This is a genomic window from Phytohabitans flavus (assembly GCF_011764545.1).
Taxonomy (GTDB): Bacteria; Actinomycetota; Actinomycetes; order Mycobacteriales; family Micromonosporaceae; genus Phytohabitans; species Phytohabitans flavus.
Genome location: NZ_AP022870.1, coordinates 6,151,907 through 6,171,873, shown reverse-complemented (window position 1 = coordinate 6,171,873; position 19,967 = coordinate 6,151,907). Strand labels below are relative to the sequence as shown.

At 71.3% G+C, this 19,967-nt stretch carries 11 protein-coding genes and 2 pseudogenes; 9 read left to right on the top strand and 4 right to left on the bottom strand.

The annotated features are described in order from the left end of the window. Positions 1-5 precede the first annotated feature (5 nt). Together Pflav_RS26905 and Pflav_RS26900 are read left to right on the top strand one after the other, a co-directional pair. Positions 6-4,187 carry a type I polyketide synthase gene (locus tag Pflav_RS26905; protein ID WP_173039188.1) on the top strand — a complete coding sequence of 1,394 codons (4,182 nt, stop codon included), beginning with the start codon at positions 6-8 and terminating at the stop codon, positions 4,185-4,187. 80 nt (positions 4,188-4,267) lie between these two features. Then, a complete protein-coding gene (locus Pflav_RS26900; protein ID WP_173039186.1) occupies positions 4,268-6,928 on the top strand; it encodes an SDR family NAD(P)-dependent oxidoreductase in 2,661 nt (886 codons plus the stop codon). Between the two features lie 46 nt (positions 6,929-6,974). On the opposite strand, the gene Pflav_RS26895 is transcribed toward Pflav_RS26900, so the two are convergent. Both Pflav_RS26895 and Pflav_RS26890 read right to left on the bottom strand, forming a co-directional pair. Beyond that, the gene (locus tag Pflav_RS26895) at positions 6,975-7,169 is read right to left on the bottom strand and encodes a ferredoxin (RefSeq protein ID WP_173039184.1); all 195 of its coding nucleotides are present in this window, start codon (positions 7,167-7,169) and stop codon (positions 6,975-6,977) included. 8 nt (positions 7,170-7,177) lie between these two features. After that, positions 7,178-8,350 (bottom strand): cytochrome P450, encoded by a 1,173-nt coding sequence (locus Pflav_RS26890; RefSeq protein ID WP_173039182.1) that lies wholly within the window; start codon positions 8,348-8,350, stop codon positions 7,178-7,180. Between the two features lie 9 nt (positions 8,351-8,359). On the opposite strand from Pflav_RS26890, the gene Pflav_RS26885 reads away from it, so the two are divergent. The 6 genes and pseudogenes from Pflav_RS26885 (at position 8,360) to Pflav_RS46285 (ending at position 14,404) form a co-directional block, all read left to right on the top strand. Next, positions 8,360-9,901, top strand: coding sequence for a class I adenylate-forming enzyme family protein (locus tag Pflav_RS26885; protein WP_332107794.1), 1,542 nt, complete (start codon positions 8,360-8,362; stop codon positions 9,899-9,901). After that, positions 9,898-10,863, top strand: coding sequence for an ACP S-malonyltransferase (locus Pflav_RS26880; RefSeq protein WP_180201282.1), 966 nt, complete (start codon positions 9,898-9,900; stop codon positions 10,861-10,863). The genes Pflav_RS26885 and Pflav_RS26880 overlap by 4 nt, the downstream gene beginning before the upstream one ends. Positions 10,864-10,871: 8 nt before the next feature. Then, positions 10,872-12,214: pseudogene (gene ccrA / locus Pflav_RS26875) on the top strand (crotonyl-CoA carboxylase/reductase). Then, positions 12,211-13,407 carry a 3-hydroxyacyl-CoA dehydrogenase family protein gene (locus tag Pflav_RS26870; protein WP_173039178.1) on the top strand — a complete coding sequence of 399 codons (1,197 nt, stop codon included), beginning with the start codon at positions 12,211-12,213 and terminating at the stop codon, positions 13,405-13,407. The pseudogene ccrA and the gene Pflav_RS26870 overlap by 4 nt, the downstream one beginning before the upstream one ends. Further along, entirely contained in the window at positions 13,407-14,183 is a 777-nt protein-coding gene (locus tag Pflav_RS26865) for a 3-oxoacyl-ACP synthase III family protein (protein WP_232071958.1), read from the top strand. The genes Pflav_RS26870 and Pflav_RS26865 overlap by 1 nt, the downstream gene beginning before the upstream one ends. Beyond that, positions 14,159-14,404: a 3-oxoacyl-[acyl-carrier-protein] synthase III C-terminal domain-containing protein gene (locus tag Pflav_RS46285; RefSeq protein ID WP_232071956.1), complete on the top strand. Its 246-nt coding sequence runs from the start codon at positions 14,159-14,161 to the stop codon at positions 14,402-14,404. The genes Pflav_RS26865 and Pflav_RS46285 overlap by 25 nt, the downstream gene beginning before the upstream one ends. Positions 14,405-14,418: 14 nt before the next feature. On the opposite strand, the gene Pflav_RS26860 is transcribed toward Pflav_RS46285, so the two are convergent. Then, the gene (locus Pflav_RS26860) at positions 14,419-16,044 is read right to left on the bottom strand and encodes a flavin monoamine oxidase family protein (RefSeq protein ID WP_173039176.1); all 1,626 of its coding nucleotides are present in this window, start codon (positions 16,042-16,044) and stop codon (positions 14,419-14,421) included. After that, complete coding sequence (locus tag Pflav_RS26855; protein ID WP_232071954.1) at positions 16,031-16,843, bottom strand: nitrilase-related carbon-nitrogen hydrolase; 813 nt, start codon at positions 16,841-16,843, stop codon at positions 16,031-16,033. Before Pflav_RS26855 ends, Pflav_RS26860 begins: the two co-directional genes overlap by 14 nt. 312 nt (positions 16,844-17,155) lie before the next feature. Between Pflav_RS26855 and Pflav_RS44080 the strand changes: the two are divergent. Continuing rightward, positions 17,156-19,896, top strand: a pseudogene (locus Pflav_RS44080) (type I polyketide synthase); the annotation flags it as partial. Positions 19,897-19,967: the final 71 nt, after the last annotated feature.

Here is a 19,967-nt window from a genome sequence, read left to right as displayed (position 1 = left end):
CGGAGATGCCGGACGAAGAGAAGCTCGTCGAATACCTGAAGTGGGTCACCGCGGACCTCCACCAGACGCGGCAGCGGCTCGAAGAAGTCGAGGCGGGCCGGCAGGAGCCGATCGCCATCGTCGGCATGAGCTGCCGCTTCCCCGGCGGCGTCGACTCGCCGGACGCCTTGTGGGACATGGTGGTCGAGGGGCGGGACGGCATCTCCGGCTTCCCCGCCGACCGGGGCTGGGATATCGACACGCTCGTCGGTGACGGCCTCGGCCGCAGCGCGACCCTCCAAGGTGGATTCCTGTACGACGCCGCCGACTTCGATCCGGCGTTCTTCGGCATTTCACCCCGTGAGGCGGTCGCGATGGACCCGCAGCAGCGGCTGCTGCTGGAGGCGACCTGGGAGGCGATCGAGCGCACCGGCATCGACCCGCTCGCGCTGCGCAGCAGCCGCACCGGCGTCTTCGTCGGCACCAACGGCCAAGACTATGGCCACGTCCTCTACGCCACGCAGGAGGACGTCGAGGGCCACGCCGGTACCGGCCTCGCGGCAAGCGTCATCTCCGGACGCCTCTCGTACACGTTCGGGCTCGAAGGACCGGCGGTCACAGTGGACACCGCCTGCTCCTCCTCGCTCGTGTCGCTGCACCTGGCCGCCCAGGCGCTGCGCGGCGGCGAATGCACGCTCGCGCTGGCCGGCGGCGTCACGGTGATGACGACGTCGGCGAGCTTCGCCGGCTTTTCCCGTCAAGGTGGGCTCGCTCCGGACGGGCGGTGCAAGGCGTTCTCCGACGACGCGGACGGTACCGGCTGGTCCGAGGGCGTCGGCATGCTCGTGCTGGAGCGGCTTTCGGACGCGCAGCGCAACGGCCACCCCGTCCTCGCCGTCGTACGCGGATCCGCGGTCAACCAGGACGGCGCCTCCAACGGCCTCACCGCCCCCAACGGCCCGGCGCAGCAGCGGGTCATCCGGGCCGCCCTCGCCGGCGCCGGCCTCTCGCCGGCAGACGTCGACGTGGTCGAGGCGCACGGCACCGGTACCACGCTCGGCGATCCCATCGAGGCGCAGGCGCTGCTGGCCACGTACGGGCAGGGGCGGGAGCGCCCGCTGCTGCTCGGGGCGGTGAAGTCGAACCTCGGCCACACCCAGGCCGCCGCCGGTGTAGCGGGCGTCATCAAGATGGTCCAGGCCATGCGGCACGGCGTCGCGCCGAAGACGCTCCACGTCGGACGGCCGTCGTCGCATGTGGACTGGTCGGCCGGCGCGGTCGAGCTGCTGACCGAAAACACCGGATGGCCGGCCGCCGACCGGCCGCGCCGAGCCGGCGTCTCCTCGTTCGGCGTCAGCGGTACCAACGCCCACGTCATCATCGAACAGCCCGCTTCCCAAGAAGAGCCCGCGGAGGTCGCACCCCAGGTCACTGTCCCGTGGCCCGTCTCCGCCCGGTCCGCGGCGGCGCTGGACGCCCAGATCGAGCGGCTCCGCGCCCTCGACCTCCCCGCCGCCGGTATCGGCCTTTCCCTGACCAGTCGCTCAGTACTCGACCACCGCGCCGTCCTGCTCGCGGACGGCGACGGCATCGCGGAGATCGCCCGCGGTGTGGCCAAGAGCGGCCCGCTCGCGGTCGTCTTTTCCGGCCAGGGCTCGCAGCGCCTGGGCATGGGGCGTGAGCTGTACGACCGCTTCCCGGCCTTCGCAGCCGCGCTGGACGAGGTCCTGGCACACCTCGACCCCGGACTCAAAGACGTGATGTGGGGCGACGACGCCGACGCACTCAACCAGACCGGCTGGACCCAGCCCGCCCTGTTCGCCGTCGAAGTCGCCCTGTACCGGCTCGTCGAGTCGTTCGGCCTCAAGCCCGACCACTTCGCCGGCCATTCGATCGGCGAGATTGCCGCCGCCCACGTCGCCGGGGTCCTCTCCCTCGAAGACGCCGGCCGGCTCGTCACCGCGCGGGCCAGCCTCATGCAGCGGCTGCCGGCCGGCGGGGCGATGGTCGCCATCCGGGCCACCGAGGCCGATGTCGCACCGCTGCTCACCGAGCGGGTCTCCATCGCCGCCGTCAACGGACCCGACGCCGTCGTGGTCGCGGGCGACGAGGACGATGTCGCCGCCGTCGCCAAACACTTCGAGAAGACCACCCGGCTGCGGGTGTCGCACGCGTTCCACTCGCCGCTGATGGACCCGATGCTGGACGACTTCCGGGCGGTGGTCCGTACGCTGACGTTCGCCGAGCCGCGGATCCCGATCGCCGGCGCCGGTGACGTGACGGACCCTGAGTACTGGGTCAGGCACGTGCGGGACACCGTACGCTTCGCCGACGCGATCGCCGCGATCGGAGAAGCGACGATCCTGGAGGTAGGCCCGGACGGCGTCCTCTCCGCCCTCATCGGCGACGCGATCCCCAGCCTCCGCAAGGACCGGCCCGAGGAGGTGGCCTTCCTCACGGCGCTCGCCAGGCTGTACACCGCTGGCGCAGTCGTCGACTGGCGGCCGCTCTTCGCCGGAGCGCGCCGGGTCGAGTTGCCCACGTACCCGTTCCAGCGGGACCGGTACTGGCCCTCGGGCCTTGGCATGAGCCTGGTCGACGCGGGCGGGCTCGGGCTGGCGCCCGCCGGCCACCCGCTGCTCGGCGCGATGGTGACGATCGCCGGCTCGGACGAGGTCGTGCTGACCGGTCGCCTCTCGCTGGCGACACACCCGTGGCTGGCCGACCACGAGGTCGGCGGCGGCGTCCTCTTCCCGGGTACTGGCTTCCTGGAGCTCGCGATACGCGCCGGCGACCAGGTCGGCTGCGACAGGGTCGAGGAGCTGACTCTCGTCGTACCGCTTGTGCTGGCTGAACGGGACGCGGTCACCCTCCAGGTACGCGTCGGCGCACCGGACGAGACCGGTGGCCGCCCGGTGACCGTCCACTCGCGACCGGCTGACGGCTCGGAGCACCCGTGGATCCAGCACGCCACCGGTGTACTAGCCAGCGGCGCCACCGCGTTCGACGCGGGTTTCGACACCACGGTATGGCCGCCAGAGGGCGCCGAGCCGGCCGACATCGAGGGCATCTACCCGCGCCTCGCCACGCGGGGACTTGCCTACGGGCCGGTGTTCCAAGGGCTTCAAGGCGTTTGGCGGCGGGACGGCGAGGTGTACGCCGATGTGGCGCTCCCGGACCAGGTCAAGGACGCTGGCGCGTTCGGCATCCACCCAGCACTACTGGACGCCGCGCTGCACGCGATCGTGTTCGGTGACACCGGCAAGGGCATGCTGCCCTTCGAGTGGAGTGGCGCATCCCTGTACGCCAGCGGTGCCACCCGGCTGCGCGTGCGGCTCGCCCAGACCGGCACCGACGCAGTCTCCGTGACCGCTGTCGACGTGGCGGGCGCGCCGGTCGTCGCTGTCGACTCGCTCGCCCTGCGCGCACCCTCCGCGGTGCAGGCGGTCGCAGCCGCCGCTGGACGGTCCGAACAGGAATCACTCTTCCGTCTTCAGTGGATCCCAGCACCAACGGAGCCGGCCCCGGCCACGGGCGCGCGGTGGGCGGTCATCGGGGCCGACGAGATCGACCTCGCGCCCACGATGTACCGGGCCGGCGAGGCGATCGCCGCGTACGCCGACACACTGTCCGGCGCCATCGGAGAGCGAGGCGTCGTACCAGAGGTGTTTCTGATCCCGGTCCTCGGCGGTGACGGACCCGCGGCCGTGCACACGACGGCGGCCCGGGTCCTGGCCCTGTTGCAGGAGGCGCTTTCGGACGACCGGCTGGCCGGTCCGAGAATGCTCTTCATCACCCGCGGCGCGGTCGCGGGCGACGGCGAGTCGGTGGACGACCTGGCCGCCGCGGCCGCCTGGGGGCTGGTGCGCTCCGCGCAAGCGGAAAACCCGGGGCGCTTCCTGCTCGTCGACCTCGACGAGACGCTCGAGTCCCGCGCGGCGATGCCCGGCCTGCCCGGGATGCTCGACGCGGGCGAGCAGCAGGTGATCGTCCGGGCCGGCGCCGTGCGCGTGCCCCGCCTCGCCCCGGCGTCGTCCGGACCGTCGCTCGTGCCGCCCGCGGGAGTGCCGTGGCGACTCGACAGTGGACGGAGGGGCAGCCTCGACGGGCTCGGCCTCGTGCCGTGCCCCGCCGTCGCGGAACCGCTCGTGGGCCGGCAGGTGCGCGTGCGCATCGGTGCGGCCGGGTCAATTTCCGTGATGTGTTGAATGCGTTGGGGATGTACCCGGGTGAGGCGGGTTTGTTTGGGTCTGAGGCTGCTGGTGTGGTGGCTGAGGTGGGTCCGGAGGTGTCTGGGCTGCGGCCGGGTGACCGGGTGATGGGCATGTTGTTCGGGGGGTTCGGTCCGCTTGGTGTGACCGACGAGCGCTTCCTGGCCAAGACGCCGGACGGCTGGACGGACGAGACCGCCGCCTCGGTACCGCTGGTGTTCCTGACGGCGTACTACGCCTTCACCGACCTGGCTGGCCTCAAGGCGGGGGAGAAGGTCCTCGTACACGCTGGCGCGGGCGGCGTTGGCATGGCGGCGATCCAGGTCGCCCAGCACCTTGGCGCCGAGGTCTTCGCGACGGCGAGTGAGGGCAAGTGGGACGTGCTGCGCTCGCTCGGCCTTGACGGCGCGCACATCGCCTCGTCGCGCACGCTCGACTTCGCCGCGCGCTTCCCCAAGATGGACGTGGTGTTGAACGCGCTGGCCGGCGAGTTCGTCGACGCGTCGCTTAGCCTCCTGGAAAGTGGCGGCCGTTTCCTGGAGATGGGTAAGACCGACGTGCGCCGCCAGGACGACCTGCCGGACGTGACGTACCGGGCGTTCGACCTCATCGAGGCCGGGCCGGATCGGATGCGGTCGATGCTCGCGGACCTGCTCGACCTATTCGACCGGGACGCGTTGCGGCCGCTGCCGGTGACGAGCTGGGACGTGCGACGGGCCCGCGCGGCGTTCCGCTTCATGAGCCTGGCCAAGCACATCGGGAAGATCGTGCTGACCCTGCCGCGTGCCTTGGACCCGGACGGCACCGTACTCATCACCGGCGGTACCGGCGGGCTCGGCGCCGAACTCGCCCGGCACCTGGTTACCAAGCGGGGCGCGAAGCGCCTCCTGCTGCTCAGCCGCCGCGGCCTGGAAGCGCCCGGCGCGTTGACGTTGCGGGACGAGCTGATCGGGCTCGGCGCCACCGTCGATGTCGCGGCCTGCGACGTCTCCGACCGCGCGGCGCTGGCGGAGGCCTTGGCGGGGCAACGGCTCACCGCCGTCGTGCACACCGCGGGCGTGCTGGACGACGGGATCGTGGCCTCGCTCGACCAGGAGCGGCTGTCCACTGTGCTCCGCCCGAAGGTGGACGCGGCCTGGTACCTGCACGAGCTGACCCGCGAGTCAGATCTCGCCGCTTTCGTCCTCTACTCCTCGGTCTCCGGTCTGATGGGCAGTCCTGGGCAGGGCAACTACGCGGCCGGCAACACGTACCTGGACGCGCTGGCCGCACATCGCCGCGCCGCCGGGCTGCCGGCCGTATCGCTGGCGTGGGGCGCGTGGACGCAGGACGTCGGTATGACCGGACGCCTCGGCGACGCCGCCGTCGAGCGGATGGCCCGGTCCGGCATGCCGCCGCTCAGCGTCGAGCAAGGGCTGGCCCTCTTCGACGTGGCGACCACGGTGGACGACGCGTTCGTGGTGCCGATGCGACTCAACCCCGCCGACTTCCGGACGCACAACCAGATCCCGCAGATCCTCAGCGGTGTCGTGTCCGGCCCGCGGCGGGCGACGGCCGCGGCCGGACGCTCGGCGGTCACGCTCCGGGACCGCCTCCGCGGCCTCGGCGCCGCCGAGCAGGAGCAGCTGCTACAGGAGATCGTGGCCGGCTACGCGGCCGTCCTATTGGGACACGGCGACGCCAGCGGGATCGATCCCGAGCGCAACTTCCTGGAGCTCGGCCTCGACTCGCTTATCGCGGTGGAGCTGCGCAACCAGCTCAGCGACGCCGTCGGGCTGCGCCTGCCGTCGTCGGTCATCCTCGACAGCAAGACGCCGGCACAGCTCGCCAAGTGGCTGCACGCCGAGCTGGCCAGCCAGACGGACCTCAGCGCCGGCGGGGCCCGGGCCGCGGGCGGTACGGCTCCCGCAGCGGACGGGGGTGTGGACTCGCTCCAGCGCATCTTCTTCACCGCCGTCCACGCCGGCAGAGAGGTCGAGGCGATGCGGATGCTGACCGCGGTCGCGGCCACCCGGCCGAGCTTCGAGTCCACAGCCGAGCTCGAGGACCTGCCGACCGCCGTCACGCTCGCCGACGGGCCACGCGACCCCCGGCTCATTTGTGTCAGCGCGCCCGGCGCGACCGGCGGCGTGCACCTGTACGCCCGGATCGCCGCCCAGTTCCGTGGCAAGCGGCACGTCTCCGCGCTGCCGCTCGTCGGCTTCGCGCCGGGAGAAAGCCTTCCGGCGACCGGTGCGGCGGCGGCCCGAGTGGTCGCGGAGAGCATCCTGCACGCCAGCGACGGCGACCCGTTCATCGTGGTGGGTCACTCCACCGGTGGCACGCTCGCCTACTTCGCCGCCGGCGAGCTGGAGCACACCTGGGGCATCAAGCCGGACGCGGTCATCATGCTCGACACGCTGGCGCTGACGTTCAGCCAGGACGACTACGACAACGTCGGCCGGTTCTACCTCGCCGGCATCGACTCGCCGCTGGTCAACCTCAACAGTGCCCGGCTCTCCGCGATGGCCCACTGGTTCGTCCGGCTCAAGGACATCTCGGTACCGCCGACCACCGCGCCGAAGCTGATGATCCGCTCAGCCATCACCCCGGACGGCGAGGAGATCCCGTACACCGAGCCGTGGGTACCGGTCGACGACGTACGCAGCATCGAGGCGGACCACCTGTCGCTCGCCGCCGAGCACTCGGCCATCACCGCGGGCGTCATCGAGGAGTGGATCGCCGGCCTCGCCCGGTGACACGAAGAGAGGCCCCGGGGAAGCCCGGGGCCTCTTCGCACTCGGATCAGTTGGTGAGCGTGAGGGACTGTGACGGGCAGAGGTCGAGCGCCGCCCGCACATCCGGCAGGTCCGCCTCGCTGGGCTGCTCGTCAACCACGACGACGATGCCGTCCTCGTCCTGGTCGAAGACGTTCGGCGCCGTGATGACGCACTGCCCGGCCCCGATGCACCCGCGCGCGTTGGCTACCACCCGTACCATCGCTCCTCCTACCAGCGCACGGGCAGCGACTCGAGCCCGAACACCACACCGTCGTACTTGAACGGCAGCTCCTCCACCGGGATCGCCAGCTCCAGCTTAGGGATCCGCTCGAAGAGCGTCTTGTACGCGATGTCCAGCTCGGCCCGCACGAGATGCTGACCCAGGCACTGATGCACGCCATAGCCAAACGCGACGTGGTGCCGCGCCGAGCGGCTGGGGTCGAACTCGTCGGCCCGCTCGAAGATGGCCGAGTCATGGTTGGCGGCCGCGACGAGCGGCACGATGCCCTCGCCCGCCTTGATGAGCTGACCGCCGATCTCCACGTCCTCGACCGCCACGCGCAGGGCGACCATGTCCGCGACCGAGTAGTACCGCAGCAGCTCCTCGACGGCCCGCTCGTCGCCGATCCACTGTGGATTCAGGAGCAGCGTGATCATGCCGAGCGCCATGTTGTTGGCCGTCGTCTCCTGGCCGGCGATGAGAAGCAGCATGGCCGCGCCGGAGATCTCCTGAAGCGACATCGCCTCGGAGGCGAGCATCACGCTGATGAGGTCGTCGCCGGGACGCTTCTGCTTGACCAGGATCAGCCGGGACAGGTAGCGCAGGATCTCCCGCGTGGCCTGGTCGCGCTGGTCGTGCGTGGAGCTCATCGTGACCAGCAGGCGGATCCGGGCCTCGAAGAAGTCGCGGTCCACGTGCGGCACGCCGAGCAGCGCGGAGATGACCAGCGAGGGTACAGCCGCGGTGAAGTCGTGTACCAGGTCCGCCTCGTTGCCAGCGGCCAGTAGCCCGTCGATGCGGTGGTCGACGACCTCCTGGATGGACGGTCGCATCTCGCGAATGCGGCGGACGGTGAACTCGGGGATCAGTGCCTTGCGAAACCTGTCGTGGTCCGGCGGATCGAGGGCGACGAACCAGCCCGGCACCTGGTCCGGGTTGGGCACGCCGCCGGTGCGGCCCACGCTGGGGAAGCCCTCGTGCCGGGGGCTGGAGCTGATTTTCGGGTCGGTCAGCACCGCACGCACGTCGTCGTACTTGGTGACCAGCCAGACCTTCGCGCCGGTCGGCATGTGCGACCAGACGAGCCCTTCGCGGGACCGGAAATCGGCATACTGATTCGGCGGGTACGGCTGCCCGGGCCGCCGTAGCGGAAAGTCGACGAGTTGCGCCGTGTTGGACATTCCTTCACGATGGTGGATCCCGCGCGCCCGCGTCTCGCCCGCCGTGAAAGTCGAGAAGAAGCCCTAGTGTCGGCGACCTCGGGTTCTGAGGGATTCCCTGGTTGCCAATCGACAGACTTATCGCGTCGCGAGCGAGAGGTTTCCCCGATGGCGATGATCTGTGGTACCGACTGTGTCCGAACCCTTGCTGATGTCGAGCGTGACGCTGTGCGGATGGCCGAGGAGCTCCAGGCGCGCGGTGTGGGCCTGGGGGACCGGGTGCTTCTGAAGGCGGAGAACTCGGTCGGGTACGTGACCGCTCTCCTCGCGCTGATGCACGCGGGAGCTTCGATCCTGCTTGTCGACCACCGCGAGCGTCCCGAGACGACGGAGCGGCTCATCGACATCAGCCGGGTCATGCTCTGCGTGGTCGATGACGACGCGGTGCCGGAGACGCGGGTGCCCTGCGTCTCCATCTACGAGCTCCAGCTCGCCGCCACGGCAAACATCGAGTACGTCGACTACCTCGACATCGAGAAGTGGCGCACACTGCCCGACGGCCTGCTGATGTGCTCGTCCGGATCGACCGGCTCGCCCAAGGTGGTCGTCAAGAGCGGCGACTCCTTCCTGCGCAACCTGGAGCGCAACATCGACGCGGTGGGCCACGTGAGCACCGACGTGCTCGTGCCGCTGCTGCCGTTCCCGCACCAGTACGGGCTTTCGATGGTGCTCATCGCCTGGCTCGCCCGGTGCTCGCTCGTCGTCGCGCCGTACCGGCGACTCGACCACGCGCTGCGCCTGGCCGAGCTGAGCGGCGCCACGGTCTTCGACGCCACACCGGTCACGTACCGAAGCATGATGAACATCGTCGGCCGTCGCCCCGCCCTCGGCGCGGTGCTCCGCGGGGCGCGGATGCTCTGCGTCGGAGCGGCGCCGCTGGACGCCGGCCTCGTCGCCCGGTACGAGAAGGAGTTCGGCCACAAGCTGCTCGACAGCTACGGCAGCACCGAGATGGGCAACGTCGCCTTCGCCAACCTCGACAACACCGTCGCGTGTGGACGAGCGGTCAACGGGGTGGACTTGTCCATCCTGGACGACGACGGCAACGCGGTGGCGGCCGGCGAGATCGGCGAGATCATGGTGCGTACGCCGGATCTCATGGCCGGCTACCTCGACGACGAGGGCTCGCTTATCCCGGTGACCGGTGAGTGGTTTCCCAGCGGTGACTTCGGCTTCCTGGACGAGGGTGCCAACCTGTACGTGCTCGGGCGCAAGCGGGCCGTGCACCGTATGGGGTACACGCTGCACCCGGACATCATCGAGCGGAAGATCGGTGACGTCGGCGTCTCGGCGAAGATCGTCGCGCTGCCGGACGAGCGGATGGGCAGCATGCTCGTCGCCTTCGTCGAGGACGAGGAGCACCGGGGCGCCGCGTACTGGCGGGACCGGATCGCCGAGGCACTGCCCGCGTACGAGATGCCCAACCGCGTGCTCGTCATCGACCGCTTCCCGGTCAACCGCAACGGCAAGCCCGACAGCAAGCGGCTGGAGGAGCTGGCGGTGTCGGCGTGAGCAGCCCGCTCGAGCCCGGCGCGGGTACCGCCATCGTCTTCCCGGGCATGGGACCGTCCACCTTCGACGACCTGGGCCGTTTCCTGGTGCTGGACCGGTACGCGCGGGCTCGGGTGGCGCAGGCCGACGACGTGCTCGGCGAGTCGTTGCTGGCCGGCTTCCGGGCCGAGCGGGACGGCCTCGGGGTGCTCTCCCAGGTCGCGTTTCTGGTCTGCTCGCTCGCCCTCGCCGACCGCGCGGAAGCAGAGCTCGACCTGCGGCCCGACCTGGCCGCCGGGCCGTGCTTCGGGCAGCGGGCGCTCACGGCGTACGCGGGTGGGCTCGACCCGGCCGCCGCGATCCGGCTCACCGTCGAGCTGGCCCGGTGCGAGGAGGAGTACTTCGCCGCCGAGCCCGAGGAACTTGTGACCCAGTGCTTCGTCCGGGTGCCGGACGAGCCGTTCGCCGAGGCAATCGCCGCGTACGTCGACAGTGGAGAGTGGGTGGAGGTCTCCGGCCGGCTGGACCGCGGCGCGTACCTCGTCTCGCTCCGCGCCGGTCTCCTCGACGAGATGATCGAGACGGTACGGCGCCTGGAGGGCTACACCATGCAGACGCTGCGGCCGGCGGTGCACGCGCGCCGGTTCGGGCCGCTGCGTCGTAGCGCCGAGACGGTGCTTTCCCGGTACCCGCTCGCCGAACCGGCCCTGCCGCTCGTCGCCGATCAGGATGGCCGGCTGGTGCGTACGGCCGAGGAGCTGCGCACGATGCTGCTGGACACGTTCGACTGCGCGCTCGACTGGCCGGCGACCGTCGCCGCCCTGCACGGGCATGGTGTGCGCACCGTGTACGTGACCGGCCCCGACCTGATGTTCCACCGGCTGGACTGCACCACTTCGAGCTTCCGCGTGGTGCCGGTCACGCACAAGACCGTGTCCAAGCCGGGCGCACTCGCCGCCGCCGGCGCCCAGGCCCATTCCTAGGGGGTTCGATGCAGCAGATCGTCGACGCCGCGCTCGCCGACGACGCGACGGCGGCCGACTTCGGTGCGCTGCCGGTGCCGGAGAGCTTCCGCGGCGCGGTCGTGCTCAAGGACGAGGTCGACATGTTCGACGGCCTCGCCACGCGCGACAAAGACCCGCGCAAGTCGATGCACATCTACGACGTGCCGACGCCGGAGCCCGGCCCCGGCGAAGTGCTCATCGCGGTGATGGCCAGCTCCATCAACTACAACACCGTGTGGAGCGCCATCTTCGAGCCGATGGCGACGTTCCGCTTTTTGGAGCGGTACGCGCGGGTCGGCCCGTGGGCGGCCCGGCACGACCGGCCGTACCACGTGCTCGGCTCCGACCTGTCCGGCATCGTTCTGCGCACCGGCGCGGAGGTCCGCCGCTGGCGCCCGGGCGACCGGATCGTGGCGCATTGCCTGTCGGTGGAGCTCGCCGCGCCGGACGGCCACGACGACACGATGCTCGACCCCGAGCAGCGCATCTGGGGGTACGAGACAAACTACGGTGGCCTCGCCGAGATCGCCCTCGTCAAGGGCAACCAGCTGATGCCCAAGCCGGAGCACCTGACCTGGGAAGAGGCGGCCGCCTCGGGCCTGGTCAATTCGACGGCGTACCGGCAGCTCGTGTCGCAGAACGGCGCCGCGATGAAGCAGGGCGACGTGGTGTTGGTCTGGGGTGCCGCAGGTGGGCTCGGCTCGTACGCCACCCAGATCGCGCTCAACGGTGGCGCGATCCCGGTGTGCGTGGTCTCCAGCGAGAGCAAGGCCGCGCAGGTACGGGCCATGGGGGCGGAGCTGGTCATCAACCGCGCCGAGGAGGACTTCCGCTTCTGGCGCGACGAAATGACGCCCGATCCGGCCGAGTGGAAGCGGTTCGGCTCGCGGCTGCGGGAGCTGACCGGCGGCGAAGACCCCGACATCGTGCTGGAGCACCCGGGCGGGAGACGTTCGGTGCGAGCGTGTACGTGGCCCGGCGCGGCGGAACCGTCGTCACGTGCGCCTCGTCCACGGGGTACCGCCACGAGTACGACAACCGGTACCTCTGGATGGCACTCAAGCGCATTGTCGGCAGCCACTTCGCCAACTACCGCGAGGCGTGGGCGGCCAACCGCCTCATCGCCAAGGGCATGGTGCACCCGACGCTCTCCGCGGTGTCCCCATTGGAGGATGCCGGCGAGGCCGCACACCAGGTACACCGCAACCGGCACAGCGGCAAGGTCGGCGTGCTCTGCCTCGCCCCGCGCGAAGGCCTGGGCGTGACGGACCCGGAGATGCGAGCACGGCATCTGCCGGCCATCAACCGGTTTCGCGGGACTGGCCGATGACACTCGCACCGGTGGAAAACGCCGCGCGGACGGCCGCTGAGGAACTCGTCTACGGATACCTCAACCGGGCGGCACACCTGGACCAGCGGGGCCACGTCGACCGGACGGACGTCGACACCGCGATGCGGCTCGGCTGCCGCCTGCCCGCGGGCCCGTTCGAGACGCTCGACCGCATCGGCCTTGGCACGGCCGTCAAGGTGCTCGACGCGCTGCACGAGCGGACCGGCCACGTGGCACACGATCCGGCGGAGGCGCTGCGCCAGCACGCCGACGAAGGGCGGGACCACTACCCGGAAGCATCATCCGCACCGCGCACCGGCGTCGGCCCGGCCGAGGCCCGCCCGATCGAGCGGGTGGGCGTGCTCGGCTCGGGCACGATGGCCCGCGGCATCGCCGAGGTGAGCGCCGCCGCCGGCATCCCCACCACGCTTGTGGCGCGCAGCGCCGCCAAGGCGATCGCCGCCGCGGAGGCGATCGGTGGCTCACTGGCGAAGGCCGTGGCGCGGGGCAAGAACACCGAGCAGGGCCGGGCCGAGGCGCTCGGCCGGCTCGCGGTGGCCGACGATGTCGCCGCACTTTCCACTTGCGACCTCGTCGTCGAGGCGATCGTCGAGGACCTGCCCGCCAAGCGGGTCGCCTTCGCCACGCTGGGCCGGGTGGGCCGCCCCGGCGCGGTGCTCGCCACCACCACGTCCAGCCTCTCCGTCGTCGCCTGCGCGGAAGCCTCCGGCCGCCCGGCCGACGTGCTCGGACTGCACTTCTTCAACCCGGCTCCGGTCATGCGGCTCGTCGAGGTGGTACGGACACAGTGGACCAGCGGCGACGTGCTGGCGGCCGCGGAGGCGCTCTGCGCGCGGCTCGGCAGGACAGGTGTGCCCTGCGCCGACACCGCGGGCTTCATCGTCAACTACCTGCTCTTCCCATACCTCAACGAGGCGGTGAAGATGCTCGACCGCGGCGAGGTGGACGTGGCCGAGCTCGACGCCGCGGTAGAGGAGGAGTACGGGTACCCGATGGGGCCGTTCGCGCTCCTTGACGCGGTCGGTCTCGACGTTTCACTGGCCATCCAGCGCCGGCTGCACGAGGAGTACGGTGACCCGGATCTCGCGCCGGCCGCCTCGTTGGAGCGGCTCGTCGCCGCCGGGCACCTGGGCCGCAAGACCGGCAGCGGCTTCCGCGCCGGACCGACATGATGAACGGCTTCGGGATCGTCGGCACGGGCTCGTTCCTGCCCGACGATGTCGTGCCCAACGGGACCGTCGCCGAGCGGGCGGGCGTCACCGACGAGTGGATCGTCCGCAAGACCGGGATCCGCTCCCGCCGGTACGCCGCAGACTACGAAGCCACATCGGACCTCGCGGTGAAAGCGGCCGAGGCGGCACTGGCGGACGCGGGTGTGCCGGCCCGGCGGCTGCGCTGGATCGTCGTGGCGACGTCCACACCGGACCACCCACAGCCGGCCACCGCATGCCTGGTGCAGCACCGCATCGGCGCCGAGCGGGCCGCCGCCTTCGACCTCAACGCGGTCTGCACCGGTTTCGTCTTCGCCCTGGAAACGGCTACCCGCCTGCTGTCGGCCGGCTCGGGCGCGGGCTACGCCCTCGTCATCGGCGCCGACGTGTACTCCCGGCTCATCGACCCGACCGATCGGCGCACCGCCGTGCTCTTCGGTGACGGCGCTGGCGCGGTCGTCCTGGGCCCGGTGCGGCCCGGCCGAGGCGTGGTCGGCTCGCACCTGGCCACGCAGGGCGCGCACCACCGGATGATCCGGGTGGAGGCGGGGGCAGCCGCATCCCAGCTTCGGAGAAGACGCTCGCCGACGGGCTGCACTACTTCAAGATGGACGGCCGGGCGGTCCGCGAGTTTGTCTTCGCCGAGGTGCCGGAGACGCTACGCCGGCTGCTGGGGGAGCACGGTCTCCCGCCTGAGGCAGTCGACCACTTCGTGCCGCACCAGGCGAACGGCGTGATGCTCGGCGAGCTGCTGCCGAGGCTGAAGCTCACCAGCGCGCGTACCCACCTGACCGTGGCCGAGCACGCCAACACCGGCGCCGGCTCGATCCCGCTGACGCTCGACACCGCCCACCGCCACGGCGCCTTCGCCGACGGGGACCTGGTGCTGATGGCCGCCTTCGGTGGCGGAATGTCGACCGGCGCGACGCTTGTCCGTTGGGACGCCAATCGTTCGTAACGGACGCACGCCCCTCACAGTGGCAGGTCGACCGGAGCCAGCTCGTGGAAGAGGTCGCCAGGTCCGGGGTTGCGCGGATCGGTGCGGCCGCCCAGGTGGTTGAGCACACCCCAGACCGCGTTGAGCGCCGTGGTGACCGCGCCCTCGGCAAAGCCGGCCGTCCACGACACGTCGTCGCCGCAGAGGAAGAAGCCACGCTGTGGTGCCGGCCGCCCGTCCTGCATGAATTGGGTGAACAGTCGCCGCTGGTACCGGTAGTGGCCGGGCAGGTTCGCCTTGAACGCGCCCATGAAGTGCCGTTCCCGCTCCCAGGAGACGGTGATCGGCTTGCTGATCACGTGCCGGGCGATGTCGACTCCGGGGTAGATCCGTCCCAACCGTCGCAGAAGGACAGCCAGCCGCTGCTCGTCATCGAGCGTCAGGAACTTCAGTGAGTCGTCATTCCAGGTGTACGACAGGCACATCACGCCCGGCTTGTCCGGACCGCTGTCGAAGAGGTAGACGCCGCGCGGGAAGCGGTCGGTGAGCGTCATGCCCATCACCTCGTGACCGGTGCGCGGGTCGAGGTCACGCCAGAATGGACGGTCGGCAAGCACGAATACCTTGGAGGAACTCATGTAATGGGTGCGCTCGACCGCGGTCCACAGGTCCGTACTGAGTAGCTCGTCGGCACAGTCCACATGTACGAGCAGGGACCACACGTGCGGGGTGAAAATGACGGCGGGAAACGCGCGGATGCGCCCGCCACTGTCCTGCACGGTGATGAGTTCGCGGGAGCGCCGGATCCGCATCACGCCAGGGCCGGCCCCGCCGTCGTGCAGGCTCTCCAGCGTCGTCCCCGCCGGCCAGTGCGCCATCATGGGCGGACTGTGTCGCCAGAGGCCGAGTGGCAATTGCTGCGCGCCACCCACGATGCTGACGTGGTCGATGTCCGCCTGGGTGTAGACGACCCGGAGGATCTCGAGGATCGAGTTCGGGAAGTCGGTGTCCCAGCCGCCGGTGCCGAACCCAACTTGACCGAATATCTCGCGGTGGCGAAACGAGCTGAACGTCGACGAACTCGCCAGGAAGCCGTAGAACGACTGGTCGTCGAACTGAGTGACGAGTCGGTTCCAGATTGTCTTCACCCAGCCGACGTCGCGGCCGCGGATCGCGTCTTCCATCGCCGCCAGCTCCGCCTGGTCGCGCAGCGTCTTCTCCCAAGCGTCGGCGACCTCCTGGTAGACCGTCGGCAGGTCCTCCAGGGTTCGGGCGCGATGCACCACGCCCTCCAGGTTCACCACGGTGCTTGGCGTGCTGGGCGCGAGCGGGTTGGGAAACGGGATGGTCGGCAGTCCCAGCTCGTCGATGTAGTGGAAGAGCGCGGTGGCGGCCGGCGGAAAGCGCATCGCGCCGAGTTCCGCGACGTACTCCGGATCCTCCGGAAACGGCACCGAGCGCATGCGGCCGCCGAGTTCGCCGGCTTCGTACAGCACCGGGCGGAGCCCGAGCCGCATCAGCTCGTAGGCGGCCACGATGCCGGATACGCCGCCACCAACCACCGCGACGGGCGTGCCGTGCAGGTGCTCGGGCAGGTGGCCGAGGCCGGCCGGGTGTCGCAGCCAGTCGTCGTACGCGAACGGGAAGTCAGGAACGAACATGGGGCGCCTCTGCGGTCAGGTCCGAGTACAGCTCCGGGCGCCGGTCGGCCAGGTACGGCGTGGCCTCCCGTGCCTCGTCGAGGACTTCCCGCCGCACGTCCGCGAGCAGCAGGTCGGGGCCGATCGCCGGGGCCGTTCGCACCCGACCGTCCGGGCCGGCGACCCGGGTCAGCCCGCAGTACGCGTCGAGGCCGTCCGAGCCGACCCAGTTGACGTACGCGATGTAGAGCTGGCTTTCGAACGCCCGCGCGGGTACGAGCGTCTCCGCGACGAACTCCCATGGCCGCGCCAGCGCGGACGGCACAAGGAGAAGGTCGGTCCCGCGCAGCGCGTGCGCCCGTACCAACTCGGGGAACTCGACGTCGTAGCAGACCATTAGCCCGACCCTGAGGCCGCCGAGGTCGGCTTGGACCACGGCGTGGTCACCCGCCGCGAAGGCGGCGCGCTCGCCGGGGCCGAAGAGATGCCCCTTCCGGTACGTGGCCACGGTCTCGCCCCGCGCATCCACCAGCCGGACAGTGTTGTACGTCATGGCGCCGGACCGCTCCGGGAACCCGTACAGCAGCGCGACCCCCGCGCCGGCGGCGATAGCGGCGGCCCGCTCGGCGAGTGCGGCCGCACCTTCCGTCGTCCGCGCGACCTCGGCCGGCGTGGCATGGTAGCCGGTCAACGAGAGCTCGGGCGTGACCAGCAGGTCCGCGCCGGCGCGGCGGGCCCGCGCGGCGACCTCGGTCAGCCGCTCCAAGCGCCGCTCGCCGTCCTCGCGGCGCACGACGGCCTGCCAGCATGCCAGCCTCACGGGCGCTCCCTCGCGGCTGATCGGTCCACCCGACTGATCGTGCGGTGGGCGATGCCCGGAAATCCCCAGAAGTTGCTGGCCACCCCATTGGGAGGCCGGCCCTCTAGGGGAAATCACAGCCCGGCCGCTCATACAGTCCATCCGAAGCTCAGGCCGGCAATGGTTGGGGTGGATAGCGTTATGACGGGTGAAGCCGAAGCGTCGTACCCCACCGGTGCCGGTGCGGAGGCCGACGCGTCCGTCGACCCGCACGCCCTGCGCGTGGAGCTGGCGGCCGGAACGCGCACGGACGCCCTGCGCCGCCTTCTCGAGCTTGTCCGCTCGCAGGCCGCCGCGGCACTACAGATCGCACCGTCCGAACTGGATGACCCCCGGCGGAGCCTGGCCGACCTCGGCTTCGCCTCGCTTGCCGCGGTGGAGCTGCACCGCCGGCTCCAGACGCACACCGGCCTCACGCTCGCGGTGTCGCTCGGCTACGACCACCCCACGCCGCAGCGCCTCGCCGAGCACCTCGCCGCGCTACTCCTGGGCGGTACCGACACTGCCCCGGCACGCGTGGCCACCCGCGCCCGTGCGGAGGGCGACGACCCGGTCGTCATCGTCGGCATGGCCTGCCGGCTGCCCGGCGGCATCGCCTCCCCCGAGGACCTGTGGCGGTTTGTGCGCGGCGGCGGCGACGCCATCGGCCCATTCCCGACCGACCGCGGCTGGGACGTCGACGCCGCCTACGACCCTGACCCGGACCGGGCCGGCCACACGTACGTGCGGCACGGCGGCTTCCTCGACAGCGCGACCGCGTTCGACGCAGGCTTCTTCGGCATCTCGCCGCGCGAGGCGCTCGCGATGGACCCGCAGCAGCGGCAGCTGCTGGAGACCGCGTGGGAGGTCCTGGAGCGCGCGGGCATCGACCCGCTATCGGTCCGCGGCTCGACCACCGGCGTCTTCGTTGGCGCCGAAAACCAAGAGTACGGCCCCGGGCTGGAGCACGCGCGGGACGGCGCGGAAGCCCACCTCATCACCGGTACAGCGGGCAGCATCCTTTCCGGACGGATCGCGTACGAGCTGGGCCTGCACGGGCCTGCCATCACGGTCGACACCGCCTGCTCCGGCTCCCTCGTCGCCCTGCACCTGGCCGTGCAGTCGCTGCGGCGGGGCGAATGCGACCTCGCCATCGCTGGCGGCGTCGCGGTCATGGCCACCCCGGGCTCCTTCATGGCGTTCAGCCGGCAGCGTGGGCTCGCGGCCGACGGGCGGTGCAAGGCGTTCGGCGCGGCCGCGGACGGTACCGGCTGGAGCGAGGGCGTCGCGCTGCTGCTCGTCGAGCGCCTCTCCGACGCGCGGGCGCGCGGGCACCGGGTGCTCGCGGTGGTCCGTGGCACGGCGACCAACCAGGACGGTGCGAGTGCCGGACTGACCGCGCCGAGCGGGGTGGCCCAGCAACGGGTCATCCGGGAGGCCCTTGCCGACGCTGGTTTACAGGCCTCCGATGTGGACGCTGTGGAGGCGCACGGTACCGGCACCACGCTCGGCGACCCGATCGAGGTCGGCGCACTTCAGGCCACGTACGGGGCGGAGCGGCGGGACGGTGCCGCGCTGTGGCTCGGCTCGGTGAAATCCAACGTCGGGCACACCCAGGCCGCCGCCGGGGCCATCGGCGTCATCAAGATGGTCCAGGCGATGCGGTACGGCGCGCTGCCTCGCACACTGCACGCCGACCCGCCCAACCCGCACGTGGACTGGTCCGCCAGTGGGGTACAGCTACTGCACGACGCGCGGGAGTGGCCGCCAGCCGCCGAACCGAGGCGCTGTGCGGTCTCATCGTTCGGCTTCAGCGGGACCAACGCGCACGCGATCCTCGAGGAGCCGCCGCCAGCCGAGGAGCCGCCGGCCGAGCATGCCTCGGGTCCGGCGCCGCTGGTCCTCTCCGCCCGTACGCCTGACGCGCTCCGCGCCCAGGCCGAGCGGCTGCGTCCTGTGCTCACGTCCGGTGTGGACGCTCTCGACGTGGCCTACTCGGCGGCTACCGGCAGGGCCGCGCTGGAACACAGGGCGGTGGTCCTCGGGGCGCGACCGCCATCGCCGACGGGCTCGACAGGTTGGTCGCTGGCGGCTCGGGGCCCGGCCTGGTGACCGGGACGGTACAGCACGGCGGGCTCGCGTTCGTCTTCCCTGGGCAGGGCGCCCAGCGGGCCGGCATGGGACGCGGCCTCTATGCGCGCTACCCGGCCTTCGCCAAGGCGTTCGACGCCGCTTGCGCCGAGGTCGACCTCCACCTTGACCGGCCGCTCAGCTCCGTGGTCTTCGCCGAGCCCGGGTCACCCGAGGCGGCGCTGCTGGAGCAGACCGCGTACACCCAGCCCGCCCTGTTCGCCTTCCAGGTCGCGCTCTTCCGGCTGTTGGAGTCCTGGGGGCTCCGGCCCGACGTGGTGACCGGCCACTCCATCGGCGAGGTGGCCGCCGCCCACGTCGCTGGGCTGTGGTCGCTCGCGGACGCGGCCGCGTTCGCCGCGCACCGGGGCCGGCTGATGCAGGAGCTGCCGGCGGGTGGGGCGATGGTGGCGGTACAGGCAACCGAAGCCCAGATCCTGCCGCTGCTGACCGGAGACGTGTCGCTCGCGGCTGCCAACGCACCCGGCTCGGTCGTGCTCTCCGGTGCGGAGGCGGCCGTACTGGCGGTGGCATCCCGGTTCAAGAAGACCACCCGGCTCAAGGTTTCGCACGCGTTCCACTCGCCGCTGATGGAGCCGGCGCTGGACGGGCTGCGATGGGTCGCGGACGTGCTGTCGTACCGCACGCCCCGCCTGCCGCTCGTCTCGACGGTGACCGGCGCGCGGGTCTCGGCCGCGGAGCTGGGCACGCCGGAGTACTGGGTGCGCCAGGCCCGGGAGTCGGTGCGCTTCGCCGACGCGGTGAATGCCCTAGGCAAGGACGGCGTCACCTCGGTGCTGGAGCTCGGCGCGGACGCCGTGCTTTCCGCGATGGTGGCCGAAGGGCTGCCGGACGGCTTGGCACTGCCGGCCCTGCGTGCCGGACAGGACGAGGCCGAGGCGCTGACCGATGCGCTCGCCGCCCTGCATGTCCGCGGCTCCGGGCCGGACTGGACGGCATACTTCGCCGGTCGTGG

What these genes read in the sequence shown, in the direction of transcription:
- Pflav_RS26905 (WP_173039188.1), top strand. Translation starts at nt 6, where the DNA reads ATGCCGGACGAAGAGAAGCTCGTCGAATACCTGAAGTGGGTCACCGCG.
- Pflav_RS26860 (WP_173039176.1), bottom strand. Translation starts at nt 16,044, where the DNA reads ATGTTCGTTCCTGACTTCCCGTTCGCGTACGACGACTGGCTGCGACAC.
- Pflav_RS26885 (WP_332107794.1), top strand. Translation starts at nt 8,360, where the DNA reads ATGGTGGATCCCGCGCGCCCGCGTCTCGCCCGCCGTGAAAGTCGAGAA.
- Pflav_RS26865 (WP_232071958.1), top strand. Translation starts at nt 13,407, where the DNA reads ATGAACGGCTTCGGGATCGTCGGCACGGGCTCGTTCCTGCCCGACGAT.
- Pflav_RS26895 (WP_173039184.1), bottom strand. Translation starts at nt 7,169, where the DNA reads ATGGTACGGGTGGTAGCCAACGCGCGCGGGTGCATCGGGGCCGGGCAG.
- Pflav_RS26870 (WP_173039178.1), top strand. Translation starts at nt 12,211, where the DNA reads ATGACACTCGCACCGGTGGAAAACGCCGCGCGGACGGCCGCTGAGGAA.
- Pflav_RS26890 (WP_173039182.1), bottom strand. Translation starts at nt 8,350, where the DNA reads ATGTCCAACACGGCGCAACTCGTCGACTTTCCGCTACGGCGGCCCGGG.